Raw genomic sequence first — 26,438 nt, 5'->3', positions numbered from 1 at the left:
GTTTACACCTTCGCCACAAGAGGACGACCAAGCAGGCCCTGGGGACGGAAAATCAGAATCACCACCAGCAGGGAGAAACTGAAGACGTCTTTGTAGTCGGAGTTGATCAACCCCGAGAACAGCGACTCGGAGATACCGAGGATGATCCCGCCCAGCATCGCCCCGGGCAGGGAGCCGATGCCGCCAAGTACCGCTGCGGTAAACGCCTTGATGCCGATGATGAAGCCGGCATAGAAATCGAAGGTGCCGTAGTTGAGGGTGATGAGCACGCCGGCCAAGGCCGCCATGGCGGCACCGATGACGAAGACATAGGAGATCACACGGTCGGTGTTGATACCGAGGATCGAGGCCATCTTGCGGTCTTGCTGCGTCGCGCGGCACATGCGGCCCAGCTTGGTGTACTTGATGATGTAGGTGAGCAAGGCCATGCCGGCAAACGCCGCCACGAGAATGAACACTTTGGTGTAAGTGAGTTGCACGAACCCGCTGCCGATATCGACGCGCCAGGCGCCGGCCAGCAGGGTCGGGATGCCTTGTTGCTTGGCGCCCTGGGCGATCTGCGCGTAGTTCTGCAGGATCAGCGAAATCCCGATGGCGCTGATCAGCGGGGCCAGTCGGGTAGAGTTGCGCAGCGGTTTGTAGGCGACCCGTTCGATCACCCAGCCGTACACGCCGGTGACAACCACGGTGAAGATCAGGGTACCGAGTATGAGCAGCGGGAAGGATTCGATGCCGAAGTAAGCCAGCAGTGCCAGACTGATTGCCGCGAGGTAAGCGGAAATCATATAAACCTCGCCGTGGGCGAAGTTGATCATGCCAATGATGCCGTAGACCATTGTGTAGCCGATGGCGATCAGGCCGTAGACCGACCCGAGGGTCAGGCCGTTGACCAGTTGCTGCAGGAAAATACCATCCATAACGCAAATCTCACGCGGTGAGCACCTGCACACCGGTTGGGTGTGCGGCGCTTCTGGAGGAAAAGTCAGATCTCGATAACAACCCCGTCCCCTGTGGGAGGAGGCTTGCCCCCTCCCACATTGGAACGGTGGTGCTCAGACTTACTTCTGCTTTTCCAACTGGTGGTATTTGCCGTCTTTATCCCACTGGTAAACCACGTAGTCGGAGACTTTGAGGTCGCCCTTACCGTCCCATTCCTTCTTGCCCATCACGGTTTGTACCGGGTTGGCCTTGAGCCACTTGGCAGCATCTTCGCCCTTGTTGGACTTGGCGCCATTGAAGCCGGCCGCCAGGGCCTGGACCGATGCGTAGGCGTACAGGGTGTAGCCTTCCGGCTCATAGCCGCTCTTCTGGAACTCTTCCACGACGGTTTTGCTGTCGGGCAGTTTGCGCGGGTCGGCGCCGAAGGTCATGTACACGCCGTCCACGTACTGCTTGCCGCCAGCGGTGGCGACCAGTTCGTCGGTGACGATGCCGTCATCGGACATGAACTTGACGTCCTTGAGGCCCGCTTCACGAATCTGCCGTACCAGAGGACCGGCTTCCGGGTGCAGGCCGCCGAAGTACACGACGTCGGCGCCGGTGGAGCGGATCTTGGTGACCAGGGCGCTGAAGTCTTTCTCGCCACGGGTGAGGCCTTCTTCCAGCACCGGCTTGACACCGCGCTTGGTCAACTGGGCAGCGGTGGCGTCGGCCAGGCCTTTGCCGTAGGTGTCCTTGTCGTTGATGACTGCGACTTTCTTGCCCTTGAGCACGTCGACGATGTAGTCGCCGGCGACAACGCCCTGCTGGTCGTCACGCCCGCACATGCGGAACATCGCGCCGAGGCCGCGTTCGGTGACCTGCGGGTTGGTGGAGCCGGGCGTGATCGCAATGATGCCGGCCTCGTCATACACCTCGGACGCCGGGATGGTGTTGGAGGAGCAGAAGTGCCCGACCACGCCGATCACTTTGTCCTGGTCGGCCAGGCGGTTGGCCACGGCGACGGCCTGTTTGGGCTCGCACGCATCATCGCCGGCCACCAGCACGATTTTTTCGCCATTGATGCCGCCGGCCTTGTTGATAACATCGGCCGCCGCCTGGGCACCCTTCATGTACTGCTCACCGAAAGCAGCGTTGGCACCCGTCATCGGGCCGGCCACGCCGATTTTCACATCAGCTTGAACAAACGTAGAAACACCCAGCGCCGCTGCAACGGCGAGGGCCAGAAAACCTTTCTTGTAAAACGTCTGAGACATGAGTGGTGCTCCGTATTTTTTGATTTTAGGCACGACGACTTGCATTCAATCCTTTCACGGGAAGCTCTGAGCAAGCCGCGTGCCATTACTTTTTTATTCTTCAAAAAGACACGGTGTCATTGTTATTGCAGGTGTTTCGGCGCCGCTTGCCAGTACGTGCAACCCTCTGGCTCGCAGAGGTGCAACCAGCCCGCAAAAAAAGTACAACCCGACACGGTGGCACCTGCAACCGGACCGCAAACAGCAGGCCCCTTCGTCTGTAACAACAGGCGTAACGGAACTGCACATTTACAGTGCGCGATTGCTACGACTTGCACCAATACAGATGGGAACCCTGCCTGGAAGAGGCAGGCTTTTACGCGCTATGTCGCTGATCAGATCACGATCCGCAGGCATTGCCCGGCGTGATACAGCGAGAACCCGGCCTCATACAGACAGCTGCGCACGCCCACGCCAGTCAGGGGCTGCATCGGCGCAAACGGTATCGGCAAGGCTTGGGGATTCTGCTGACATAGATAATCGGCAAACGCCTTGCCCACCACGCTGCCGGTGGTCACGCCGCGTCCGTTATAGCCGGTGACGGCGACCAGGCCCGGCGCCGGTTCGAACAGGCGCATCAGGTGATCCGGGGTAAACGCAATGCAGCCGGTCCAGGTGTATTCCCACTGCACCGGTTTGAGGTACGGGAAGTAATGCTGCTGCACTCGATCGGCCCACGCCTTGAGGAACCAGCCCGGCTTCTGATTGCCATTGCCGAGGCTGCCGAGCAACAGGCGGCCATCGGCATCGCGGCGAATACTGCTGAGCACCTGGCGGGTGTCCCATGATCCCTGGCCGCCGGGGAGGATTTGCCGGGCCGCGTCATCGGTAAGCGGCGCGGAGGCGACCTGATAGTAGTAACCGGGGAAAAAATTGCGCCGCAACTCGGTCCATTCGCCCTCGGTGTAGGCATTGGAGGCGATCACCACCTGGGCTGCCTGCACCGACCCCTGGGCGGTCTGCACCGACCAGTTCGCGCCCTGGCGCTCCAATTGGGTCACCGGGGAATGATCGAACATCTGCCCGCCCAGGCCGGCTGCGGCATTCGCCAGGCCTGTGGTGTACGCCATCGGGTTCAAGGTGCCGGCGCGCTTGTCGAGCAGGGCGGCGGAAATTTTGCGGGTACCGGTGGCCTGCTCGCATGCCTGGCCGGTCAGCAGTTCCACGGGTGCACCACGGCGCTTCCACTGTTCTTCACGGCTGCGCAAATCCGCCTCGCCACGGGCGTTATGCGCCATGTGCAAGGTGCCTTCGCGGCGCAATTGGCAATCGATGCTGTATTTGTCGACCAGGCTGAACACCAGCGACGGCGCCGCACCCAGCATGCGGTTGAGCTGGCTGCCCACCGCTTCGCCGAAACCGGCTTCGATCTCGTCCGGCGGGATCCACAGGCCCGCATTCACCAGCCCGACATTTCGCCCGGACCCGCCGTGGCCGGTGCGATGGGCTTCGAGCATGGCGACGCTTTTACCTTGTTCGAGCAGGTGCACAGCCGCAGACAAGCCGGTGATGCCGGCGCCGATCACGCACACATCCACCTTGACCTCGCCCTTGAGCGCGGCGCGGTCCGGCCGGCCTGGAGTGAGGTGTTCCCACAAACATGCTTCGCGCAGTGCCATTGCCAGACTCCGATGAGACCCAACAAACAACATTCTTGTCATTGCAAATCAAATGTGGAGCTGGCTTGCCAGCTCCCACATTGACCCCGCTCCGACTGGAGGAATCAGTCGAAGGTAATGCCCTGCGCCAGTGGCAGCTCCAGCGAGTAGTTCACGGTGTTGGTCTGGCGACGCATGTACCCGCGCCATGCGTCCGAACCCGACTCACGCCCGCCGCCGGTTTCTTTCTCGCCGCCGAACGCGCCGCCGATCTCCGCGCCGCTCGGGCCGATGTTGACGTTGGCGATCCCACAATCGCTGCCCACCGCCGACATGAATTGCTCGGCCTCGCGCACATCAAGGGTGAAGATGCACGATGACAGGCCCTGGGGAACCGCGTTGTTCAGGCGCAGGGCCTCGGCAAATTCGGTGTAACCGACCACGTAGAGAATCGGCGCGAAGGTCTCGGTGCATACCACGTCGCTTTGCTCGGGCATTTCGACAATCGCCGGCGACACGTAGTAGGCGTTGGGGAACGTGTCTTCCAGTTGGCGCTGGCCGCCAAACACTTTGCCGCCTTCGCTCAACGCCTGTTCCAGCGCGTCCTGCATGGCGTCAAAACCGTGTTTGTCGATCAGCGGGCCGATCAGATTGCCTTCCAGCGGATGGCCGATGCGCACCTTGGCATAGGCGGCCTTGAGGCGCGCGACGATATCGGCCTTGACCGACTCATGGGCGATCAACCGGCGCAGGGTGGTGCAACGCTGGCCGGCGGTGCCCACCGCACTGAACAGGATGGCGCGCACGGCCATGTCCAGGTCGGCACTCGGCCCGAGGATCATTGCGTTGTTGCCGCCCAACTCGAGGATGCTGCGGGCAAAGCGTGCCGCGACCTTGGGCGCCACTTCGCGGCCCATACGGGTGCTGCCGGTGGCGCTGATCAGCGCCACACGCGGGTCATCCACCAGGGCTGCGCCGGCGTCGCGACCGCCGATGATCACCTGGCTCAGGTACTCCGGGGCGCCATCGAAGGTTTTCAGCACGCGCTCGAACAAGGCCTGGCAGGCCAGGGCGGTGAGCGGGGTCTTTTCCGACGGTTTCCAGATCACCGCGTTGCCGCACACCAGCGCCAGGGCGGTGTTCCACGCCCACACGGCCACCGGGAAGTTGAACGCGCTGATCACGCCGACCACGCCCAATGGATGCCAGGTTTCACGCATGTGGTGGCCGGGACGCTCGGAGGCGATGGTCAATCCGTAGAGCTGACGCGAAAGGCCGACGGCGAAGTCGCAGATGTCGATCATTTCCTGTACTTCGCCCAGGCCTTCCTGGGTGATCTTGCCGGCTTCCCAGGACACGAGTTCGCCCAGGTCAGCCTTGTGCTGGCGCAGCGCATCACCCAACTGGCGCACCAGCTCGCCGCGACGCGGGGCCGGCACCTTGCGCCAGGCGTCGAATGCATGCTCGGCGCGACTGACCTGTTGCTCCACCTCGGCGGCACCTTGCCAGTGCACACGGCCGATCAGGCTGCCATCAATCGGCGAATGCACGGGCTGTTTACCTGCCTGGTACAGCGCCGGGTTCACCCCGAGACGATCAAGCAATGCGGCAACCATGGGTCACTCCTTCAATCTGCACACAAAAAATCGCGCCGCCACACGCACGGCCATTCAAACCCTATTTGTAGCTGGCCCAAGACTTGCCAACAAACGACGATTAGGCGAGATATCATTCCGTTTATTCATGCAAAGAATAAAAAGAGGCGTGCCGTGCTGAACAAACGCTATTTGCCCTCGATCACCGCCCTGCAGTGCTTCGAAGCGGCCACCCGCCACCTGAGCTTCACCCGCGCCGCCGAGGAACTCAACCTCACGCAAAGCGCGGTGAGCAAGCAGGTGGCGCAGCTGGAAGAGTTGCTGCAACACCTGCTGTTTCGCCGCGTGCGTCGCCGCCTGCAAATGACGCCGGCGGGGGATCTGTACCTGGTGGAAGTGCGCAAGATCCTCACGCAGGTGGAGATGTCCACGCATTACCTGCGCTCCTACGGCGGCGAGACCGAAGTACTGCGCGTGTCCACGCCTTATACCTTCGGCGCGCGCTGGCTGGTGCCGCGCCTCAAGGGGTGGCGCCTGCGCCATCCGCAGATCCATCTGGACCTGTGCAACGAACAGGAACCGGACGAACTGCTGCAAGGCAAGGCCGACATGGCGTTCTACTTCGGCCAGGGCGCACGTCCCGGCACCGAGAGCCTGAAACTGTTCAGTGAAGAGCTGGTACCGGTTTGTTCGCCCGACAGCCTGCCCGCCCGCCCCTTTACCGACCCCACGCAACTGAGCGAGCTGGTGCTGCTGCAAAACGCGTCACGGCCCCAGGGCTGGCATGACTGGTTCGCCAGCCAGGGTTTCCATACCGAGCACAGCTACCATGGGCCGCGGTTCGACACGTTCTATATGTGCATCCGTGCGGCGCAGGTGGGGTGTGGCGTGGCGCTGTTGCCGCGTTTCCTGGTGGAGGAGGAATTGGCCGAGGGCAAGTTGGTGATTCCCTGGCAGCATGGGATGCCGAGCCTGGATGCTTACTATCTGGCGTATCCTGAGCATTCGGCGGAGGTGCCCAAGGTAAGAGAGTTTGTAAAGTGGATGATGGAGCAGGTTATTTAGTCGCCTGGAAAACCGCCATCGCAGGCAAGCCAGCTCCCACATTGGAATGCATTTTAACCTGTGGGAGCTGGCTGCCTGCGATGACGCCAATGGCCTCACTGAAAAAATCACTGGCAATCCCCCACAGGTCTATGCGCCACTAACCCCCTTCCTCAATTGTGCGTAAAGGCCGGCCTCCATCGCCGACCCGTCTGGAGATTCCCGTTATGAGCGAGAGTGTGTTTGCCGATCGCATCGTGCAGAACCTGCTCGACACCGACTTCTACAAGCTGACCATGATGCAGGCGGTGCTGCACAACTACCCGAACGTGGAAGTTGAATGGGAGTTTCGTTGCCGCAACAGCGAAGACCTGCGTCCGTACCTGGCAGAGATTCGCTACCAGATCGAGCGCCTCGCCGAGCTGAGCCTGAGCCCCGATCAACTGGGCTTTCTGGAACGCATCAGTTTCATGAAGCCGGACTTTTTGCGCTTTCTCGGGCTGTTTCGCTTCAACCTGCGCTACGTGCAGACCGGTATCGAAAACGGCGAGTTGTTTATCCGCCTGCGCGGGCCGTGGCTGCATGTAATCCTGTTTGAAGTGCCGATGCTGGCGATTGTCAGCGAAGTGCGTAACCGCTACCGCTACCAGAGCGTGATCCTCGAACAGGCGCGCGAGCAGCTGTATCGCAAGTTCGACTGGCTGACCGCCAACGCGAGCAGCGATGAGCTGGCGGAGCTGCAAGTGGCGGATTTCGGCACGCGCCGACGCTTTTCCTACCGCGTGCAGGAAGAAGTGGTGAGCGTGCTCAAGCACGATTTCCCGGGGCGCTTCGTGGGCACCAGCAACGTGCACCTGGCCCGCGAACTGGACATGAAGCCGCTGGGCACCATGGCCCACGAGTGGATCATGGCCCACCAGCAACTCGGCCCGCGCCTGATCGATAGCCAGATCGCCGCGCTCGACTGCTGGGTGCGTGAATACCGTGGCCTGCTCGGCATCGCCCTGACCGATTGCATCACCACCGACGCGTTCCTGGGCGACTTCGATCTGTACTTCGCCAAACTGTTCGACGGTCTGCGCCACGACTCCGGCGACCCGGTGCAATGGGCCGAAAAAGCCATCGCCCACTATCACAAACTGGGCATCGAGCCGATGAGCAAGACCCTGGTGTTCTCCGACAGTCTGACGCTGCCCAAGGCGCTGGAGATATTCCGTGCGCTGCGCGGTCGCATCAATGTGAGCTTTGGTATCGGCACCAACCTGACCTGCGATATTCCAGGGGTGGAACCGATGAGCATCGTGCTTAAAATGACCGCCTGCAATGGCCAGCCCGTCGCGAAGATTTCCGATGAAGCGGGCAAGACCCACTGCACCGACCCTAATTTCGTCGCCTATTTGCGTCACGTTTTCAAAGTACCTGCCCTATCCAGCAAGGAGTGAACCATGCAAGCCGTACAGCGTGAAATTGCGCAGCAGCTCAAGGTCCAAGCACCGTTCAACGATCAGGCGGCCCTTGAGGCCGAAGTGGCCAGGCGCATAACGTTTATCCAGGACTGCCTGCGCAATTCCGGGCTCAAGGCTCTGGTGCTGGGCATCAGCGGCGGCGTCGATTCCCTCACGGCGGGCCTTTTGGCCCAGCGCGCGATGCAGGAACTGCGCGCCAGCAGCGGTGACGAGGCCTACCGCTTTATCGCGGTGCGCCTGCCCTACGAAACCCAGTTCGACGAACTCGATGCCCAGGCCTCGGTGGATTTCATCAACCCGCATGAGCGTCACACCGTGAACATCGGCCCGGCGGTGAAGGCCCTGGCCACCGAAGTGTCGGCGTTTGAAGACAAGCCCGCCGCGTCCCGCGATTTTGTGCTGGGCAACACCAAGGCGCGCATGCGCATGGTGGCGCAATACACCATCGCCGGCGCGGCCGGTGGCCTGGTGATCGGCACCGACCATGCAGCGGAAGCGGTGATGGGTTTTTTCACCAAGTTCGGCGATGGCGCCTGCGACCTGGCCCCCTTGAGCGGGCTGGTGAAAAACCAGGTACGCGCGATTGCGCGGCACTTCGGCGCGCCAGAGTCGCTGGTGGAGAAAGTACCGACGGCGGACCTTGAAGACTTGTCGCCGGGCAAACCGGATGAGGCGTCACATGGCGTGACCTATGCCGAGATCGATGCGTTCCTGCACGGTGAGCCCGTGCGCGAAGAGGCGTTCCGGATCATCTGCGAGACGTATCGCAAGACCGAGCACAAGCGGGTGATGCCGTTCGCGCCGTGAGGTAGACCGCTATCGCAGGCAAGCCAGCTCCCACATTTGACCGCATTTTCCTGTCGGAACCCGGTCAAGTGTGGGAGCTGGCTTGCCTGCGATAAACGATAACGCGGTCCTACTTGAGCACCACCGCGCCTTTCATCATCGAATTATGCCCAGGGAACGAGCAGAAGAACTCGTACTCGGTACCCGCCGCCAGCTTGGACACATCGAAAGTCACCGAGTCTTTTTCACCCGCGCCGATCAGCTTGGTGTGCGCGATGATGCGGGTGTCACCCTCTTTCAGGTAGCCCTTGTCGATACCGGCCGCCATGCCGTCGCTGGCAACGGCCGGCATGTCGGCTTTGGTGGTGAGCACCCAGTTATGCCCCATCACTTGCTTTGGCAGGCTGCCCGAGTGCTCCAGGTTAACCGTGAAGGTCTTGCAGCTTTTGTCGATGGTGATTTCCTTGGTGTTGAAGGACATCTGATCGGTGGAATCAACAGTGACCGCGCACTCTGCTGCAAGCAATTGGCCGCTGGCCAGAGTCAGCAGGGAAACAGCAACGATTTTGGCAAACATGTGAATCTCCATGGCAAGGTTTAAAACGTGTAATGCGGTAAAGGGTGCCTCAGACAGGCTCGAATTCTTATGATCTGCACCGGCAGATTGTATACAACTTTAGGCTATCAGACTGATCAGCACAATCAGCCAGCCGCCAACCGCGCCGCTAAGCTGCTACCATAGCGACCCAAAGGCAGCTGCGCGCCGCCCCCCTCACCTTCGACCCTAGAGGATCGCCCATGGCCAAACCTAATTACTCCTTCGCCAAACGTCAGAGAGACTTGGCCAAGGAACAGAAGAAAGAGGAAAAACTGCAACGCAAGAAAGCCGCTGCAGACGAAGAAGCCGGCGGCGTAAACCCGGATGCAGATGCTGAAGTAACGAGCGACGAGAGCGAAACACCAAAAGATCCGGCTGAATAAGTATTCCCCATGCTGTGGCAAGCAGGCTTGCCACAGTCATTCCAGCGGCATCACCGTCACCCGCACCTCCGGGTCATGGCTCCCCCCTCCCAGAATCACTCCCCGCAACGGCGACACGTCGGAGAAATCCCGGCCCCAGGCCAGGGTGATATGTTCCAGTGCCGGCTGCACATTATTCGTCGGATCAAAATCGACCCAGCCCGACACCGGGCAAAACACCGAAACCCACGCGTGGGACGCATCGGCGCCGATCAGCCGTGGCTGGCCGGGCGGCGGCTGGGTGAGCAGGTAGCCGCTGATGTAGCGTGCCGGCAGGCCGCGCGAGCGCAGGCAGGCGAGCATCAGGTGGGCGAAGTCCTGGCACACGCCGCGCCGACGCTCCAACACTTCCACCAGCGGCGTGGCGACCTGGGTGGCCTCGGCATCGAACGTGAACTCGCTGAAAATTTTTTCCATCAATGCCTGCACGCCCACCAGCAACGGCGCGCCGGGCGGGAAACAGCTGGCAGAGAACTCGACGAACGTTTGTTTGAGGTGCACGTAAGGCGATTCGAACCGATAGCGACAGGCTTCGATGCGCTCTGGCGACAGCGGCTGGCTGCGGTAGGCCAGGCTGTCACGGGTGTGGTCCCAGGCCGGAGACTGCCGAAAATCCAGCGCCGGCCGGGCCAGCACTTCCACGCTCAGGCTGGCATTGACCAGCAATTCATCGTGAGGCCGCTCAAACGCCAGCCGAGTGATCGGGTTGCCGAACACGTCCAGCTCATCGCGCCGCGAGGACGGCTCGGGGCTGATGTCCAATTGCTGTGAGCTGCAACGCTGCCAGGCGCAGGGCCGCGGCCATAGGTGGGCCAACTGCTGGGCCAGGGACACCGGGCTGTCGTAGTGGTAATGGGTATCGTGAAAAATCTGATAGCGCGCGCTCATTACACCGACACCGTTTGCTGGCTGACATCATCCACATGGGCAAAATGGCGCAGGGCCAGGCGATCCGATACCTGCCCGCTCTCATCGGCGACCGCCTGCAACAGGTCGGCCAAGCCGTTCAGTGCGGCGCGCACGCCGGGTTCGCCGAACAGCGGGTTCTCCAGGCACGCCAGGTCGAAACGCGCCAGGCGCTCCACCAACGGAGCCAGGCCGGTTTCGCGCGGCACGCCGAAGTCGTCGTTCAAGCGGCGCAAGGTACGGCTCACCAGTTTGAGCTGGAACAGCACCGCGTGGGGGTTTTGCTCATCGAGCAGTAACAGGTCGAGCACCGGGATCAACTGCGGCACCGCCAGGTAGCGCGAGCGGTAGGTGATGCTGCTGTTGCCCAGCTCCAGCAACCACTCAAGCCCGGCCTGATCGAACACCGCCACGCCGCGCAGGAACGCTGCCAGGCTGCTGCTCAGAAACTGCAGGCGCTCGATGCGTCGCCCCATCATCAGAAAGCGCCAGCCTTCGTCGCGTGTCATGTCGTCCAGAGCAAAGCCGGACAGCGCCGCCAGGGACATCACCAGGCGGTTGAGGAAGTCCAGCAGCTCGCCGACATCCGCAGCGTCGCGTTCCAGCGCCATGGCTTCGCGCTGCAGCTCCACCAGCGCCTGCCAGTTCTCGCGGGACAATTTGCCGCGCACCTGAGACGCCGCCCACTGCAAGCGTTGCAGGTTGGCGCGCAGGCTCGACGGCCAGTCATCCCCCAACAAGGCCGCGAGCAGGCGCTGCGGCAACTCGCCCTCCTCCGGCAGCAGGCGCAGGTTTTCTCCCAGCTCCACCGCCGCCTGCAAGGCCAGTGGGTCGTCGCCGTCGACATAGCGCGCGAGCACGATGCGCAACCAGCGCGCGCTGTTATCGCAGCGCTCGCAATAGCGGCCGAACCAGAACAGGTTTTCCACCACGCGCGAAGGCAAATAGGGGTCTCGGCGCACCAGGTCATGGGCGCCAATCGTGCGTTGCGCGCGCCACAGTTCGCCACCGGCGGCGCGCTCGCCGAGCACCCAGGTGTCCTTGCTCGCGCCGCCGCGTTGCATCGACACCACTTCGGCGTCGGCATCGGCCGCCACGCGGGTAAGGCCGCCGGGCAACACGCGATAACCGTCTTCGCTGGCAACGGCGTACACGCGCATGCCGATGGCGCGGTGTTGCAGGTGATCGTCAACGGTGTGCCACACCGGCGCCTGGGACAGCTGCGCCAGCTCCTGGGCAACGTAGGCGTAGGGCCGCGCGCGCATGCGCTCGGCCAGGGCCTGGCGCTGCGCGGGGTTGAGGTCGCGACCGAAGACCGGGGCGAAACTCTGCGAAGGAAACGCCGGTTTGATCAGCAGCTCGGGCAGTTTCTCCAGGGCTTCGGCCAGCACCGGCGCCTCGCCGCACCACCAGGTGGCAATCGACGGCAGGATCAGCGTTTCGCCGAACAGAAACTCGTTGATCTTCGGCAAAAAACCCAGCAGCCCCGGGGACTCCAGCACGCCACTGCCCAGGGCATTGGCCACCAGCACATTGCCCTGGCGCACGGCGTCGAGCAGGCCGGGCACGCCGAGGGCCGAGTCGGTGCGCAGCTCCAGCGGGTCGCAGAAGTCATCGTCCAGGCGGCGCATGATTGCGTGCACCCGGCGCAGGCCGCTGAGGGTCTTGAGGAACACGGTACTGTCGCGCACGGTCAGGTCGCCGCCTTCCACCAGCGGATAGCCAAGCTGGCGGGCCAGGTACAGGTGTTCGAAATAACTTTCGTTGAAGCGCCCCGGGGTGAGCAGCACGATCAGTGGCGGCTGGTTGTCGCCCGGTGCCTGGCGCGCCAGGGTTTCCTGAAGCGTGCGAAAAAAACCGGTGAGGTGCTGCACTTGCAGATCGCGGTACAGATCCGGAAAGGCGCGGGACACGATGGTGCGGTTTTCCAGGGCATAACCGGCGCCCGAGGGTGCCTGGGTACGGTCGGCCGTCACCCACCAGCGGCCATCGGGGGTGCGCGCCAGGTCCACCGCGTACAGGTGCAGGAACGCGCCGTCGGGCGGCTGGATGCCCTGGCACGGCCACAGGAAATTGTTATGCCCGAATACCAGCTCGGCCGGCAGCAGGCCTTCGGCGATCAGGCGTTGCGGGCCGTACAGGTCGGCGAGCACGGCATTGAGCAGGCGCGCACGCTGGGCGATACCGGCCGCCAGGTGCTGCCATTCATCGGCGGCCAGCACATGGGGCAGCAGGTCCAACTCCCACGGACGGTCGGCGCCTTTGGGGTCGGCGTAGACGTTGTAGGTCACGCCGTTTTCCTGGATCTGCCGGGTGAGCAGCGCCTGACGCTGAGCCAACTGGTTGGGCGTGCTGCGTTGCAGATGGTCGAGCAGGCGCTGCCAATGGGCACGCACGGCGCCGCTGTCATCGAGCAGTTCGTGGTAAGTGCCCGCGGTCAGCGGGTAACGGTCGAGCAAATCGGACATGGAACGCTCGGCAGAGACAAAGGGGAGTCAGTGTAATTCAAACTTGCCGCAATCCAATGTGGGAGGGGGCTTACTCCCGATGGCGGTGGATCAGTCACTTATGTATCGGCTGATGTACCGCGATCGGGAGCAAGCCCCCTCTCACATGTTGAACTGCATTCAGTCATTTTTATTGGGGAAGCGGCGCAGATCCAACGTCATCGGCAATTCATCGTTGAGCACCACAGTCGGCACCGTGAGCTTTCCTGGCGTATGGCCCAGGCGGAAAAACCGCGCCATGCGCCGGCTCTCGGCCTCATTGGCATTCACCGGCAGGCTGTCGTAGTTGCGCCCGCCCGGATGGGCGACGTGGTACTGGCAACCGCCCAAAGAGCGTTGCATCCAGGTGTCGAGCAGGTCGAACACCAGCGGTGCGTGCACTGCGATGGTCGGTTGCAGGCAGTTGGCCGGTTGCCAGGCGCGATAACGCACCCCGGCGACGAACTCGCCGACGCGGCCGGTGGGCTGCAGGGGCACGGCAATACCGTTGCAGGTCAGCAGGTAGCGCTGCGGCGCTAGACCGGTCAACTTCACTTGCAGGCGCTCCAGTGACGAATCCACATAACGCACCGTGCCGCCCACCGCGCCTTCCTCGCCCAGCACATGCCAGGGCTCCAGGGCCTGGCGCAGTTCCAGCTCGATGCCGCTGACGGCATAGTCGCCGACTTTGGGGAAACGGAACTCCAGGTGCGCGGCAAACCACTCGGTGCGCAGTGGGTAACCGGCGGTGTTGAGCTCGTCGATCACGTCGGCAAAGTCCTGCGCGATAACCTGCGGCAACAGGAAGCGGTCATGCAGCTCGGTGCCCCAGCGCACCAGTTTCGCCGGCGCGTAAGGCTCACGCCAGAAGCGTGCGACCAGGGCGCGCAGCAGCAATTGCTGGGTCAAGCTCATGCGCGCATGGGGTGGCATTTCGAACGCGCGCAGTTCCAGCAGGCCCAGCCGCCCGGTGGCGCCGTCCGGTGAGTAGAGTTTGTCGATGCAGAATTCAGCGCGATGGGTGTTGCCCGTCACGTCGATCAGCAGGTTGCGCAGCAGACGGTCGACCAGCCACGGCGGGCATTCTTCGCCCGGTGCGGGCATTTGCGCAAAGGCGATTTCCAGCTCGTACAACGCGTCGTTGCGCGCTTCGTCCACCCGTGGCGCCTGGGAGGTCGGGCCGATAAACAGCCCGGAAAACAGGTACGACAACGACGGGTGATTGTGCCAATAGCTGATCAGGCTGCGCAGCAGGTCGGGCCGGCGCAGGAACGGCGAGTCCTTGGGTGTCGCGCCGCCGAGCACGAAGTGGTTACCACCGCCGGTGCCGGTGTGGCGCCCGTCGATCATGAATTTTTCGGTGGTCAGACGGGTTTGCCGTGCCTCTTCGTAGAGGAATTCGGTGCGCTCCACCAACTCGTTCCAGGTGGCGGACGGCTGTACGTTGACCTCGATCACCCCGGGGTCGGGCGTGACGCGAAAGTTGCTCAGGCGCGTATCGGCCGGCGGCTCGTAACCTTCGAGCAACACCGGGCACTGCAGCTCATCGGCGGTGGCTTCAATGGCGGCCACCAGCTCCAGGTAATCCTCAACCCGTTCCAGCGGCGGCATGAACAGGTACAGCCGCCCTTCACGGGCTTCGGCGCACAGCGCGGTGCGCGTCAGCCAATCGGCGGACTCGTCCACCTCGGGCACACGCTCATCGCTGGGCGCGGGTTCGCCGTGCTGGTGCAGTTGAGCGGTGGTGGGTAACTCCGGCAGGTCCTGGTTGGGGTCGGTGGGGTGCACAAACGGGTACTCGGCCGCCGTGACCCAGGGTTGCGAGGCCAGCGGCAAGCGGTAACCCAACGGCGAGTCGCCCGGCACCAGGCGACAGTGGCTGTCGCGCAAATACCAGCGCCCGCTCTGCCAGCGATCATTGGCAGCGGTGCGCGCCAGCGGCAGCACCTGGCCGATGACTTTATCCAGCCCTTGGGCGAATACCTTGCGCAGGCGCTCGCGTTCCAGTTCGTCGCTCAAACGCGGGTCCTGGGCAGTGACGTTCTGCGGCAGCGCCCCTTCGCGCCACAGGTAGTAGAAGTTGTCTTCGAAGGCCGGGAACACGAAGCGCGCCGGCAATTTCAGGCGTTCGGCCACACTGGCCAGGAAACGCCCGGCCATCTCGCTGTCGGCACCATAGCTCTGCTGCTCATCGGCGATCAGCGCGCTGTCGTGCCACATCGGCACGCCATCGCGGCGCCAGTAGCAGTTGAGCGACCAGCGCGGCAGTTGCTCGCCGGGGTACCACTTGCCCTGGCCGAAATGCACCAGGCCCTGAGGCGCGTAGTGTTGGCGCATGCGCTGGAACAGTTCGGCGGACAAACGCCGTTTGTCCGGCCCCAGGGCGGCGGTGTTCCACTCGGCGCCGTCGGGGTCGTCGATGGAGACGAAGGTGGGCTCACCGCCCATGGTCAGGCGCACGTCGTGCGTGAGCAGGTCGCTATCGATCTGCTGACCCAGGGCCTGGATCTCCTGCCACTGTGCTTCGGTGTAGGGTTTGGTTACCCGTGGGGCTTCCCAGATGCGCTCCACTGACATCTCATGGGTGAATTCACAGCCGCACGGCTCCACCAGCCCACTGATCGGCGCGGCGGACGATGGATCGGGACTGCAGGCCAAGGGGATATGGCCCTCACCGGCGAACAGGCCGGAGGTCGCATCCAGGCCGATCCAGCCGGCGCCGGGCAGATACACCTCGCACCAGGCGTGCAGGTCGGTGAAGTCCACCTCGGTGCCGGACGGGCCATCGAGGGCCTTGACGTCTGCCGTGAGCTGGATCAGGTAACCGGACACAAACCGCGCGGCCAGCCCGAGGTTGCGCAGCAATTGCACCAGCAGCCAGGCCGAATCGCGGCAGGAACCGGAGGCGTTCTGCAGGGTGAATTCAGGGGTCTGCACACCCGGCTCCATGCGGATCAGGTAACCGATATCGGCGGCCAGGCGCTGGTTGAGGCCCACCAGAAAATCCACCGCCGGCAAGGGCGTGCGGTCGATACCGGCCAGGTAGGCGGCAAACGTTGGCGTCAGCGGCAGCGTTTCCAGGTACGGCGCCAGCTCGCGCTGCTCATCGGCGGCGTAGCTGAAGGGGATGTTCTCGGCGTAGGGCTCAAGGAAAAAGTCGAACGGATTGAACACCGCGATTTCGGCGACCAGGTCGACTTCGATGCGCAGCTCGGTGGTTTTTTCCGGGAACACCAGACGCGCCAGGTAATTGCCCTGGGGGTCCTGCTGCCAATTGATGAAGTGCTGCTCGGGCTGCACGTTGAGCGCGTAGGACAGGATCCGCGTGCGGCTATGGGGTGTGGGGCGCAAACGCACGATCTGTGGGCCGAGTTCGACAGCGCGGTCGTAGCGGTAATGCGTAACGTGGTGCAACGCGACATGAATCGACACGGCGGCCTCCTGCGAGCCAGAGCATGGGAACAACGCGCGCAAGACTTATGCCAGCGCGGCGGTCATTGCGCTTTCTCAATGGACCCGGTGCAGTACAGCACCAAAACGGCGCCGATGGGTGAATCGTGGTGCGGGCGCTGCACGTATTTGTGGCGCCCGTGTGGGGATCAGTGGTGAATCTACCCAACTAGCGGGCTTTGCGGGTGGCGATCGTGGGCAGCACCGCCCACGTCAGCGCCAGGCCGCCGAAAAAGGAATACTTGAGGTTGTCTTCCAGCGGCAGATGCGGGAAATAGCTGTCGACCACCAGCGGGACGGCGAACACCAGGCTGAATACCGCCGCGAAAATCGCGCCCATGAAGACCGGAAAATACTGCGCCAGAAAACGGCGATGACTGAACTGACGCCTTCGCGAGCAAGCCCGCTCCCGAAGGCGATTCGTTGCACGCGCTGAACATATTTATGGCGCGCGTGCGAGGCTGGGGGGGCGTGAATCTACCCATTCAGCGAGCTTTGTGCCTGGCGCTCTTGGCTTCACGCAGGTGACGGATTTCCCGTAGCTGACGACGCATTTGCCGATGACGCTTACTGTTGAGCAACAGCAGTCCCAGCATTGGAAACAGTAACCCAATGACATAGGCAGCCATATGGGGCCGATAGCCATAGGTTGGTAATACGATCAAAAAACACACCGCGTAGAAGGCGACGATGGCCCAAACGCCCCAGGCTCTCCCCCGGATCATGAAGAAGTGACTGACCGCCAAGAGCAGCCCCAAGACTACCGCCGCCACAAAGGAGTAACGCGCTCGCTCTGGTTCACCGCGGAAAAAGGTACTGGATGCCAATGAAATGGCAGCGGACAGGGAAAAACAGGCAAGGAAAAATGCACAAATAAACGCAGGGAAGTAGTCAGCCAAAAAAGCTTTTAACGAGACTTGACGCACCATCACTCAAGCTCCTCGTACAACCCTACTGCGATGGTTCGAATGTTGCCGGACACTGCACTGCCGGTGAAACCAATGGCGGCACCGAGGGAGTCCCTGATCTGCGTAATAGTCGCGTGATTGATCTCGGTCGCCGAATAGCGCTTCACCAACTCACCGGAGCGCTGGCGCAACTTCAGCAGCTTATTGCTCAGGCTTGGGTCTTTCAGGCTTAGCAACTCTTTGGTGAGGGCCTTGCGTTGCTGGCGAGTCAAACCCTTGGACAGCTCGTACCAGCTTCTACCGGTCGTTGCTTTTCGAGCCTGCAACAGTCGAACAGTCGTCAGGGTAGAGGCGCCGGCGCCCAACAGCGAGGCCGCGTCCAATACTGGCATCGCATAGCGATACCATTCCTCGTTGTCCATATCGTCGTTGGCGGTCGGGTCGTTGAGTTCGTTGAACGTTCTCATGCCTCCAACCACGCACTGCGCGGTACTGGCCGCCGCAGCGGTGGCGCCCAGCCCCGCCACCACCAAGCTCGCGCCACCCGTGAAGGGTACGGCGACAGTGCCGCTGAACACCACAATCCAACCCAGAATCGCGCCGGCACAAGACAATGTCGTATTGACGGCCTCCCCCACGAGTCGAGACTCACGCGGATTGTTGGTCACCTGATCGGCAAACTGCGCGGGGGCTATGTACTTCTGCGCCTCACGCAAAATGATGCGCTTGGGCTTGATGCTGCAGATGGGCTTGAATTCGCGCAGCGTCACGACATTAAAATCAGCGTCGATGTACACGACACCCGCGCCGACGATGCCGGGATCGCCATCGATGGCCGCAAACAGGCGGGGCAGATTGAGTTGGCTTTCGATGCGCTGGCGGGCCAGGAACCGGGAGCGGTTGAAGTCCATGCCGATGTTGAGCAAGGGGTTGCTCATGGGGTGATCTTCCTTGATATAGGTGGTGACTGAACTGGCGCTTTCGCGGGCGAGCCCGGCTCCCACATTTGGCCGCATTCCAAATGGAGAACGCGTTCAAATGTGGGAGCGGGCTTGTTCGCGAAGGCGATTGCGCACCACCTTAACAAACAGGCTACCCACCGACTAGAAAGCAAAACGCCAGCACGAGGCTGGCGTTTTGCATATTCAGGCTGCGATCAACGCGGCACTACCGGCTTGCGCGTTGGCTTGCCGCCTTTGCCCTTCGCCGCATCCGTGCGTTCCTTGGCCGCCTGCTTGTTGCGCGCTTGCGCGGCGGCCTTGGCCTGTTCGCGCTTGTCCCAGGGGTTGCTGCCGTCGCTGCCACGGGGCGGCAGGCCGGTGTGCTGGGTGAGGATCCTGGTGGTGGTTTCCTTGGCGACCTTATGGCTGCCGGCCGGCGTCGAGTTCTTGCGACGCGCGCTCTGGTAGCTGTCGGTACTCGGCTGGTGCAGCGGGATCAACTGGTCCTTGCCCGACCCGATCAGGTCGGCGCGGCCCATGCGGGTCAAGGCTTCACGCAGCATCGGCCAGCCTTTCGGGTCGTGGTAGCGCAGGAAGGCCTTGTGCAGACGGCGTTGTTCTTCGCTCTTGACGATGGTCACCGCGTCGCTCTTGTAGGTGACCTTGCGCAGCGGGTTCTTGCCCGAGTGATACATCGCAGTGGCGGTGGCCATCGGCGACGGGTAGAACGCCTGCACCTGGTCGGCGCGAAAGCCATTGCCCTTGAGCCACAGGGCCAGGTTCATCATGTCTTCATCGGTGGTGCCGGGGTGGGCGGCGATGAAGTAAGGGATCAGGTACTGCTCCTTGCCCGCTTCCTTGGTGTACTTCTCGAACATGCGCTTGAACTTGTCATAGCTGCCGATGCCCGGCTTCATCATCTGGTTGAGCGGACCTTCCTCGGTGTGTTCCGGGGCGATCTTGAGGTAGCCACCCACATGGTGGGTGACCAGCTCTTTGACGTACTCCGGCGACTCGACCGCGAGGTCGTAGCGCAGGCCGGAAGCGATCAGGATCTTCTTCACACCCGGCAACGCACGGGCACTGCGATAAAGCTGGATCAACGACGAGTGGTCGGTGTTCAGGTTCGGGCAGATGCCGGGGAACACGCAGGAAGGCTTGCGGCACGCGGATTCGATCTCCGGGCTCTTGCAGGCGATGCGGTACATGTTCGCGGTGGGGCCGCCGAGGTCGGAGATCACGCCGGTAAAGCCTGGCACCTTGTCGCGGATCTCTTCGATCTCGCGAATGATCGACTCTTCGGAACGGTTCTGGATGATGCGGCCTTCGTGCTCGGTGATCGAGCAGAAGGTGCAGCCGCCAAAGCAGCCACGCATGATATTTACCGAGAAGCGGATCATGTCGTAGGCCGGGATCTTTTCCTTGCCGTACGCCGGGTGCGGCACACGTGCGTAAGGCATGCCGAACACGTAGTCCATTTCTTCGGTGGTCATCGGGATGGGCGGCGGGTTGAACCACACGTCCACTTCCCCGTGCTTCTGCACCAGGGCGCGGGCGTTGCCCGGGTTGGTTTCCAGGTGCAACACGCGGTTGGCGTGGGCGTATAGCACGGCATCACCGCGGACTTTTTCCACCGACGGGAGGCGAATCACGGTCTTGTCGCGGGTCATGCGCGGGCTGGCCAGGATCTGCACAACCTTGGCTTCTTCCGGATCATCCACCGGCCCCTTTTCCTGCTCGATGGCGCAGGCCTGGGTGTCCTGGGTGTTCACGTACGGGTTGATGATCTTGTCGATCTTGCCCGGACGGTCGATACGCGTGGAGTCCACTTCGTACCAGCCGGCCGGGGTGTCGCGGCGAATGAACGCGGTGCCGCGCACATCGGTGATGTCTTCGATCTTGTGGCCCCACGACAGGCGCTGGGCAACTTCGACGATGGCCCGCTCGGCGTTGCCGTACAGCAGGATATCGGCGGTGGCGTCGATCAGGATCGAGTTGCGCACACGGTCCTGCCAGTAGTCGTAGTGGGCGATGCGGCGCAGGGAGGCTTCGATGCCGCCAAGCACGATCGGCACGTTCTTGTAGGCTTCCTTGCAGCGCTGGCTGTACACCAGGCTCGCACGGTCCGGGCGTTTGCCGGCCATGCCGCCGGGGGTATAGGCGTCGTCGGAGCGGATTTTCTTGTCGGCGGTGTAGCGGTTGATCATGGAGTCCATGTTGCCGGCCGCGACGCCGAAGAACAGGTTCGGCTCGCCGAGCTTCATGAAGTCGTCTTTGGACTGCCAGTTCGGCTGGGCAATGATCCCCACGCGAAAGCCCTGGGACTCCAGCAGCCGGCCAATGATGGCCATGCCGAACGATGGGTGGTCCACGTACGCATCACCGGTGACGATGATGATGTCGCACGAATCCCAGCCAAGCTGATCCATCTCCTCCCTGCTCATCGGCAGGAATGGCGCCGGGCCGAAACATTCGGCCCAGTACTTGGGATAGTCAAATAACGGCTTGGCTGTTTGCATGACGATAACCGGTGTTGAGATGAAAAATCGCGGGCGCGGAATATAGCACAAATTTTGACCAATTCCGACGGCAATGGTCGGCTTTTACATGAATGCGTTGGCAGGGGCTAGCGGGCTAGGGCCCCGGCAAAAAAACCATGGGTAGGCTGAGCGTGATCAACCACAGCCCATGAGGGCTCGACCCATGACTCAACAACCGCCCGCTTTCACCCCGTCACGCTCGCCGCTCACGCCCCACCTGGACTTCATCAAGGAGCAGATACCCACTTGGCTGATCAAGGCGCCCGCACAGGTCCGTGAGGATTTTCGCAACAGCCTGATCAAGAGCAACCAGGCCAGGCACGACCTCAAGGATCTGCTTGGCACGATACAAAGCCCGCAAGATTTTGCACGCGCGCTGCTGCACGGAAAAATACGAACCTGGTTCTTTGGCCTCGTCACGAACGAAGACGCCATCCTGTCCCGCGAATGGAAAAATCATCACCTGCTGGGCTTGATCAAAAACCACGCAAGGACCACCCGACAAACACTGCTGGAAGCCGCCCTGCAAAACTTCGAAGCCTCGGAGGCCGAGACGGGCGGCATGGAAATCGGTACGGTAATTTTCAATCAGACGGACTCGGGAGAGGTGCCGAGTACTGTTTGCGCCCCCCTGTTCGCGCGCTTTTGTCGCGAACTGGATATCGGCGGCCAGTATTCAAAACACATCAGCCATGTCCTCGAGCCGGCGTCTGCCGACAGGGTGCGGGGGATTTTCAGGGACCAGGCGCAGCATGCCTTCGGCGTTGCGCTGCACGGTGCCAGCATGCGCCAGGAGATAACGCCTTGCCAGTATTCGCAATTGAAGACCCTTCAGGAAACGGGACATAACCTGAAGATAACCTGCAACCACCTGACCCTCGATGAGGTGGTATTGCCCAACGTTCTGGTGATCACGACCACCGGCATCAATAACCCGCTCCTGCTGTACACACCCGAGGATCCGAGCGCCGTGCTGCGTCAATACGGTTCCCTGGATGAGCTTAAAGCACAGTTGGCGGTGCGCCTGCTGAAGGCCGATTATCTGGCGTTCTTCAAACACCTGGTGCCGCTGCAGCATCAGGGGACCGTGCTGGACGTGCTACCGCCCAGGCTTCGTCATTCCGAATTCCCGATCGCGCAAAAAAGGCTTCCGGCCAAACTGCAGGCGGCGGTCAGCCTCACGAGGATAGAGGGAGAACCGTTCACAGCCATTGCCCGACAACGAATCGCCCAGATCAAAAACGATGCACGCATCGTGGCCGTGCCCACCGCCGAGGTCGACCTGATAAGCCGGCAAAAACGCCTGCAGAGCTGGATCGACCTGGGCAAGTCCGCCCTGTTTTTTGCTGCCTCCTTTATTCCCGTCGTGGGTCAGGTGCTGTTGGTGGTCACGGCTGCGCAGGTGATCCACACCGTGTATGAAGGGTTCGCGGCCTGGAGCCGGGGCGACAGCGACGAAGCCTTGAATGACTTGCTCGACCTGGTGGACACCGCTGCCCTGGCGGTGGCCACGGCTGGCGCCATACGCACCGTCGGTTTCGGTGCCAGGCTGGTCAAGGTCAAGGTGCGTAACAAGGGTTGGCGCTTGTGGAACGCCGATCTCAAGCCCTACCGCCATCCCGAGGCATTACCGGACCACCTGGTGGCCGATAAACAGGGCGTGTACACCCATGAACAGCGGCACTACCTGAAACTGGATGACCACCCCCACGCTATCCAACGCACGCCCGATGCGCAGCAATGGGAGCTGTACCACCCCACCGAACCGGACGCCTACCGCCCTGCGCTGCGCAGCAATGGTGTTGGCGGTTGGCGCCAGGCCCATGAGACACCACACGACTGGGACGAACTGAAACTGATCAAGCGTCTGGGGCCGGACGCCGCAAATATCACCCAGCCCAAGATTGAACCGATCCTCCTGCTCAGCGGCCTGGACAAGACCAGCCTGCGTGAAATCCACCAGGACATGCAGCGCCCGCCGCCCTTGCTGAGCGATACGGTCAGGGACTTCAACTTGGACCAGGAATTGGCCGACTTCAATCTGGAACGCGCCGAAGGCAGCTCGGTCACCCCCTATTCACCGCAGATTCAATTCCATCTGCTCACGTCCCTGCCTGAATGGCCGGCCAACCATGTATTGAAGATCGTCGGCGAACAACAACAGGTGGTGATGAGCCACGGCACGGGAACAGTCGAAATAAAGATCAGCGAAGCGCGCTTCAGAAAAGGAGAGCTTCTGCATGCGGTGGACGAGCAAATGCCGCAGGTTGAATTCAACAAGCTGCTACCCAGGTTCTATGTCGACTATTTGACCAGAATCGAAAATCTGGCAGCACGGCTGGCCGATGACGTTCCGCGTAAAAAGCAGCGGCTGTTTGACCTGCTCAACGAGCCCGATGACACAGCGGTGACGTCGACGGAAAAAAGTACTCTGCCAACCCTGCAAATGGAGGCAAAGGCCTATAGCGATGCGGCTCAAGCAGCCCGTTTGCAGGCAGGGATTTTTCTCGACACCAGGCGCGGCCCCGAGAGCGTGCCACTGGTTCTTTACACCCTGGAGCAAACGCCCGGCTGGCCGAAGTCACGAAAAATCAGCGTACATGACGCCAGCCCAAGCGGCCCACTGCTGGGTAGCATCGGCGGTGCGGATAGCAGCGCAAGCCACACGCTGGTGCGTGAGGGGGAGTTGTACGCAGCGCCACCAGGCGCACCCACCGACCTGCCTGGCGCTATCGAGCGCACGCTCACCGAATCCGAACGCAGTACGCTCTTCAGCCAATCAGACGTCACCTCCCTTGACGCGGCGCTGCACAAGACCGGCGCGTCGCTGATGGCGAGGCCTGCTCCGGCTTACCGGGGCGGCATGCTTTCGAGGCCAGCGGCAACGGAGCCAGGCTTGCCACTTGATCCGTCCTTTGCACAAAAAAGCCCCCCGACCGAGCTGACGTCACGCAAGGATGGCATTTATCACAGCCGCCCCGCGTCAGACGGCAGTTATCGTTATTACATTCAGGACCAGCAAACCTATTACGAGGTCAAAGCTGACGCGCTGGGCTGGTGGCTGGTCGATGCGCGCAATCGTTTCCGGGCCTATAAGCCCTACGTTCGTCAAAAAACAGGGGGCGGCTGGGAGATTGATCAGGCCATTGGGGCACTGCACGGCGGCGGAGAATCCCCTACCCCGTCACTTGAAGGCATGGAATCCAGTGATGAGTTTGAATCAATACCGTCCTCCAGCGACTACGGGTCAGCCGAAGAGAACGGTGTGCGACCGGTGTATACGCAGCAAGAGTTGAACAGCATGCGTGCCGAACGAGGCTACCAACACAGTTCCAACTACCTGCGCATCTACGACCGAGCCAACAACGGTCGATACCCACTGCGCAACCTGACAGGCCAGCCCATGCGCATCCGGCATATCCAGGCCCAGGGGAAATCGTTAACGTCCAACGCAGTATTCCCCAGCACGTTGATTCGGCCTTACATCCAGTGGGAAGGTTATGAAAACGTCGCGCGGCTGTACGAGGACAAGCTTGAGGTCACGTCTTTCACGGCGGCCCATCAGAAGTTTGCGCAGGAGTCGGCGCTGATCGGACAAGCCACGGTCATCACCCGTAAACCGCTCGGCAAAGGCGAAGCCTTGGGGGTATATGGCGGGGAAATACTGCCACTGTACGTCGCGCAGATTCGGCAAGACCCTTATCTGATGGCCATCAAAGACGTCAGGACTACTTCGCCTTACGCCGTGAACACGCAACCGATTCTGTCGGGCGACAACGTGCTGTCGAGGATCAACACGATCTTTGAGTACGAGGCCGGCCATCCAGTGCGTCAGGCCACCGCAGGTTACAACGTTGAAGCTGCGCGGTTTCGGGTCAATACCCAGGTTGGCGATGCGCCACAGGAACAAATGATCCTCACCGCCATGTTTGCCAGCGAGGACATCCCGGCGGGCGCCGAGCTGCGCTGGAATTACCAATACAACGAAGCAACCATCAGGCAACTGTTCCCGTTACCAGCGGGATAATTACTCGTCGTCGAAGTTGTAACTGCCCGGCGCAAGATTTTCGAATCGCGTGTACTTGCCGATAAACGCCAGGCGCGTAGTGCCGATCGGGCCGTTACGCTGCTTGCCGATGATGATTTCGGCGATGCCCTTGTGTTCGGTTTCCGGGTGATACACCTCGTCGCGATACACGAACATGATCACGTCGGCATCCTGCTCGATCGCTCCGGATTCACGCAAGTCGGAGTTGATCGGGCGTTTGTTCGGACGTTGCTCCAGGGAACGGTTGAGCTGGGACAGCGCAACCACCGGGCAGTTGAACTCCTTGGCCAGGGCTTTCAAGGAACGGGAAATCTCGGAGATCTCGTTGGTACGGTTGTCGCCCCCCGAACCCGGAATCTGCATGAGCTGCAGGTAGTCGATCATGATCAGTGCCACATCGCCATGCTCGCGCACCAGGCGTCGAGTACGCGCGCGCATTTCCGAGGGGCTGATGCCGGCGGTGTCATCGATGAACAGCTTGCGGTCGTTGAGCAGGTTGACCGCCGAGGTCAGGCGCGGCCAGTCGTCGTCTTCCAGGCGACCGGCACGGACTTTGGTCTGGTCGATTCGGCCCAGCGACGAAAGCATCCGCATGATCAGCGATTCACCTGGCATCTCCAGGGAGTACACCAACACGCTCTTGTCACTGCGCAACACGGCGTTTTCCACCAGGTTCATGGCGAAGGTGGTCTTGCCCATGGACGGACGGCCGGCCACGATGATCAAGTCCGCCGGCTGCAGGCCGCTGGTCATGCCGTCGAGGTCGGTGTAGCCAGTGGAGAGGCCGGTGATGGCGTTATCGGTGTTGAACAGGGTGTCGATGCGATCGATCGCCTTGGTCAGCAGCTCATTGACACCGACCGGGCCGCCGGTCTTGGGACGCGCTTCGGCGATCTGGAAGATCTGCCGTTCGGCCTCGTCGAGGATTTCTTCGGCGGTGCGGCCTTCGGGGTTGAAGGCGCTGTCGGCGATTTCGGTGGCGATGCCGATCAACTGACGCAACGTGGCACGGGCGCGAACGATCTGCGCATAGGCCTTGATGTTGGCGACGGACGGCGTGTTTTTCGCCAGCTCACCGAGGTAACCCAGGCCACCAACCTGTGAGGTCTGACCCTCCTTGTCCAACTGCTCGGCGAGGGTCACGACGTCGATCGGTGAGTTCAGGTCGGCCAGCTTGGCGATGGCGCGGAAGATCAGACGGTGGTCATGCCGATAGAAATCGCCATCCGAAACTTGATCCAGCACGCGCTCCCAGGCGTTGTTGTCCAGCATCAGGCCACCGAGCACGGCCTGTTCGGCCTCGATGGAATGCGGCGGCACCTTCAGGGCAGCGGTTTGCAGATCGTATTGCTCAGGAGCGGAGATATCGTTCATGGCCACTTGGAATTAGGGGTGTGTAGAAAAACAAAAGGCACG

Annotated in this window: 18 protein-coding genes; 5 read left to right on the top strand and 13 right to left on the bottom strand. The window is 61.8% G+C overall.

Annotation, left to right across the window (positions count from 1 at the left end; translation table 11 throughout):
- Positions 1-2: 2 nt before the first annotated feature.
- The 4 genes from H045_RS23635 to amaB all read right to left on the bottom strand — a co-directional run bounded on the left by H045_RS23635 (position 3) and on the right by amaB (position 5,448).
- On the bottom strand, positions 3-917 hold the full coding sequence (locus H045_RS23635; RefSeq protein WP_003236186.1) for an ABC transporter permease subunit: 915 nt from the start codon (positions 915-917) through the stop codon (positions 3-5).
- Between the two features lie 141 nt (positions 918-1,058).
- Complete coding sequence (locus tag H045_RS23630; protein WP_003236187.1) at positions 1,059-2,195, bottom strand: branched-chain amino acid ABC transporter substrate-binding protein; 1,137 nt, start codon at positions 2,193-2,195, stop codon at positions 1,059-1,061.
- A gap of 374 nt (positions 2,196-2,569) precedes the next feature.
- Positions 2,570-3,853 (bottom strand): L-pipecolate oxidase, encoded by a 1,284-nt coding sequence (amaA, locus tag H045_RS23625; RefSeq protein WP_015373642.1) that lies wholly within the window; start codon positions 3,851-3,853, stop codon positions 2,570-2,572.
- Positions 3,854-3,957: 104 nt separating this feature from the next.
- The gene (gene amaB / locus H045_RS23620; RefSeq protein ID WP_003236191.1) at positions 3,958-5,448 is read right to left on the bottom strand and encodes an L-piperidine-6-carboxylate dehydrogenase; all 1,491 of its coding nucleotides are present in this window, start codon (positions 5,446-5,448) and stop codon (positions 3,958-3,960) included.
- Between the two features lie 153 nt (positions 5,449-5,601).
- Between amaB and H045_RS23615 the strand changes: the two genes are divergently transcribed.
- From H045_RS23615 to nadE, 3 genes are all read left to right on the top strand, one after another.
- Positions 5,602-6,492 (top strand): LysR family transcriptional regulator, encoded by an 891-nt coding sequence (locus H045_RS23615; protein WP_003236193.1) that lies wholly within the window; start codon positions 5,602-5,604, stop codon positions 6,490-6,492.
- A 206-nt stretch (positions 6,493-6,698) separates the two neighbouring features.
- Positions 6,699-7,913, top strand: coding sequence for a nicotinate phosphoribosyltransferase (gene pncB / locus H045_RS23610; protein WP_003236196.1), 1,215 nt, complete (start codon positions 6,699-6,701; stop codon positions 7,911-7,913).
- A gap of 3 nt (positions 7,914-7,916) precedes the next feature.
- Positions 7,917-8,744, top strand: coding sequence for an ammonia-dependent NAD(+) synthetase (gene nadE / locus H045_RS23605; protein WP_003236198.1), 828 nt, complete (start codon positions 7,917-7,919; stop codon positions 8,742-8,744).
- A gap of 109 nt (positions 8,745-8,853) precedes the next feature.
- On the opposite strand, the gene azu is transcribed toward nadE, so the two are convergent.
- Positions 8,854-9,300 carry an azurin gene (gene azu / locus H045_RS23600; RefSeq protein WP_015373641.1) on the bottom strand — a complete coding sequence of 149 codons (447 nt, stop codon included), beginning with the start codon at positions 9,298-9,300 and terminating at the stop codon, positions 8,854-8,856.
- A gap of 221 nt (positions 9,301-9,521) precedes the next feature.
- On the opposite strand from azu, the gene H045_RS23595 reads away from it, so the two are divergent.
- Positions 9,522-9,704, top strand: coding sequence for a hypothetical protein (locus H045_RS23595; RefSeq protein WP_003236202.1), 183 nt, complete (start codon positions 9,522-9,524; stop codon positions 9,702-9,704).
- Positions 9,705-9,740: 36 nt separating this feature from the next.
- Here H045_RS23595 and H045_RS23590 read toward each other — a convergent pair whose 3' ends face one another.
- The 7 genes from H045_RS23590 to H045_RS23560 all read right to left on the bottom strand — a co-directional run bounded on the left by H045_RS23590 (position 9,741) and on the right by H045_RS23560 (position 20,953).
- Positions 9,741-10,631 (bottom strand): transglutaminase family protein, encoded by an 891-nt coding sequence (locus tag H045_RS23590; protein WP_003236203.1) that lies wholly within the window; start codon positions 10,629-10,631, stop codon positions 9,741-9,743.
- Positions 10,631-13,117, bottom strand: coding sequence for a circularly permuted type 2 ATP-grasp protein (locus H045_RS23585; protein WP_003236205.1), 2,487 nt, complete (start codon positions 13,115-13,117; stop codon positions 10,631-10,633). Before H045_RS23585 ends, H045_RS23590 begins: the two co-directional genes overlap by 1 nt.
- A 159-nt stretch (positions 13,118-13,276) precedes the next feature.
- Positions 13,277-16,567 carry a transglutaminase family protein gene (locus H045_RS23580; RefSeq protein WP_015373640.1) on the bottom strand — a complete coding sequence of 1,097 codons (3,291 nt, stop codon included), beginning with the start codon at positions 16,565-16,567 and terminating at the stop codon, positions 13,277-13,279.
- A gap of 187 nt (positions 16,568-16,754) precedes the next feature.
- Positions 16,755-16,925 carry a hypothetical protein gene (locus H045_RS25335; protein ID WP_015373639.1) on the bottom strand — a complete coding sequence of 57 codons (171 nt, stop codon included), beginning with the start codon at positions 16,923-16,925 and terminating at the stop codon, positions 16,755-16,757.
- A 145-nt stretch (positions 16,926-17,070) separates the two neighbouring features.
- On the bottom strand, positions 17,071-17,514 hold the full coding sequence (locus tag H045_RS23570) for a hypothetical protein (protein ID WP_015373638.1): 444 nt from the start codon (positions 17,512-17,514) through the stop codon (positions 17,071-17,073).
- A complete protein-coding gene (locus H045_RS23565) occupies positions 17,514-18,431 on the bottom strand; it encodes an Ssp4 family T6SS effector (RefSeq protein ID WP_003236214.1) in 918 nt (305 codons plus the stop codon). The genes H045_RS23570 and H045_RS23565 overlap by 1 nt, the downstream gene beginning before the upstream one ends.
- A 218-nt stretch (positions 18,432-18,649) precedes the next feature.
- Positions 18,650-20,953: a YgiQ family radical SAM protein gene (locus H045_RS23560; RefSeq protein ID WP_003236217.1), complete on the bottom strand. Its 2,304-nt coding sequence runs from the start codon at positions 20,951-20,953 to the stop codon at positions 18,650-18,652.
- 184 nt (positions 20,954-21,137) lie between these two features.
- Here H045_RS23560 and H045_RS23555 point away from each other — a divergent pair, with 184 nt between their 5' ends.
- Positions 21,138-25,001, top strand: coding sequence for a dermonecrotic toxin domain-containing protein (locus tag H045_RS23555; protein ID WP_015373637.1), 3,864 nt, complete (start codon positions 21,138-21,140; stop codon positions 24,999-25,001).
- On the opposite strand, the gene dnaB is transcribed toward H045_RS23555, so the two are convergent.
- A complete protein-coding gene (gene dnaB / locus H045_RS23550) occupies positions 25,002-26,396 on the bottom strand; it encodes a replicative DNA helicase (protein ID WP_003236220.1) in 1,395 nt (464 codons plus the stop codon).
- Positions 26,397-26,438: the final 42 nt, after the last annotated feature.

Source organism: Pseudomonas poae RE*1-1-14, from assembly GCF_000336465.1.
GTDB classification, from domain to species: Bacteria; Pseudomonadota; Gammaproteobacteria; order Pseudomonadales; family Pseudomonadaceae; genus Aquipseudomonas; species Aquipseudomonas poae.
This window is presented reverse-complemented; position numbering and strand designations above follow the sequence as displayed.

Bases quoted from the DNA above. Each gene is read 5' to 3' on its own strand.
- H045_RS23555 (WP_015373637.1), top strand. From the start codon at position 21,138: ATGACTCAACAACCGCCCGCTTTCACCCCGTCACGCTCGCCGCTCACG.
- H045_RS25335 (WP_015373639.1), bottom strand. From the start codon at position 16,925: ATGGGCGCGATTTTCGCGGCGGTATTCAGCCTGGTGTTCGCCGTCCCG.
- nadE (WP_003236198.1), top strand. From the start codon at position 7,917: ATGCAAGCCGTACAGCGTGAAATTGCGCAGCAGCTCAAGGTCCAAGCA.
- amaA (WP_015373642.1), bottom strand. From the start codon at position 3,853: ATGGCACTGCGCGAAGCATGTTTGTGGGAACACCTCACTCCAGGCCGG.
- dnaB (WP_003236220.1), bottom strand. From the start codon at position 26,396: ATGAACGATATCTCCGCTCCTGAGCAATACGATCTGCAAACCGCTGCC.
- pncB (WP_003236196.1), top strand. From the start codon at position 6,699: ATGAGCGAGAGTGTGTTTGCCGATCGCATCGTGCAGAACCTGCTCGAC.
- H045_RS23595 (WP_003236202.1), top strand. From the start codon at position 9,522: ATGGCCAAACCTAATTACTCCTTCGCCAAACGTCAGAGAGACTTGGCC.
- H045_RS23560 (WP_003236217.1), bottom strand. From the start codon at position 20,953: ATGCAAACAGCCAAGCCGTTATTTGACTATCCCAAGTACTGGGCCGAA.
- H045_RS23585 (WP_003236205.1), bottom strand. From the start codon at position 13,117: ATGTCCGATTTGCTCGACCGTTACCCGCTGACCGCGGGCACTTACCAC.
- H045_RS23630 (WP_003236187.1), bottom strand. From the start codon at position 2,195: ATGTCTCAGACGTTTTACAAGAAAGGTTTTCTGGCCCTCGCCGTTGCA.
- H045_RS23570 (WP_015373638.1), bottom strand. From the start codon at position 17,514: ATGGTGCGTCAAGTCTCGTTAAAAGCTTTTTTGGCTGACTACTTCCCT.
- azu (WP_015373641.1), bottom strand. From the start codon at position 9,300: ATGTTTGCCAAAATCGTTGCTGTTTCCCTGCTGACTCTGGCCAGCGGC.
- amaB (WP_003236191.1), bottom strand. From the start codon at position 5,448: ATGGTTGCCGCATTGCTTGATCGTCTCGGGGTGAACCCGGCGCTGTAC.
- H045_RS23635 (WP_003236186.1), bottom strand. From the start codon at position 917: ATGGATGGTATTTTCCTGCAGCAACTGGTCAACGGCCTGACCCTCGGG.
- H045_RS23590 (WP_003236203.1), bottom strand. From the start codon at position 10,631: ATGAGCGCGCGCTATCAGATTTTTCACGATACCCATTACCACTACGAC.
- H045_RS23565 (WP_003236214.1), bottom strand. From the start codon at position 18,431: ATGAGCAACCCCTTGCTCAACATCGGCATGGACTTCAACCGCTCCCGG.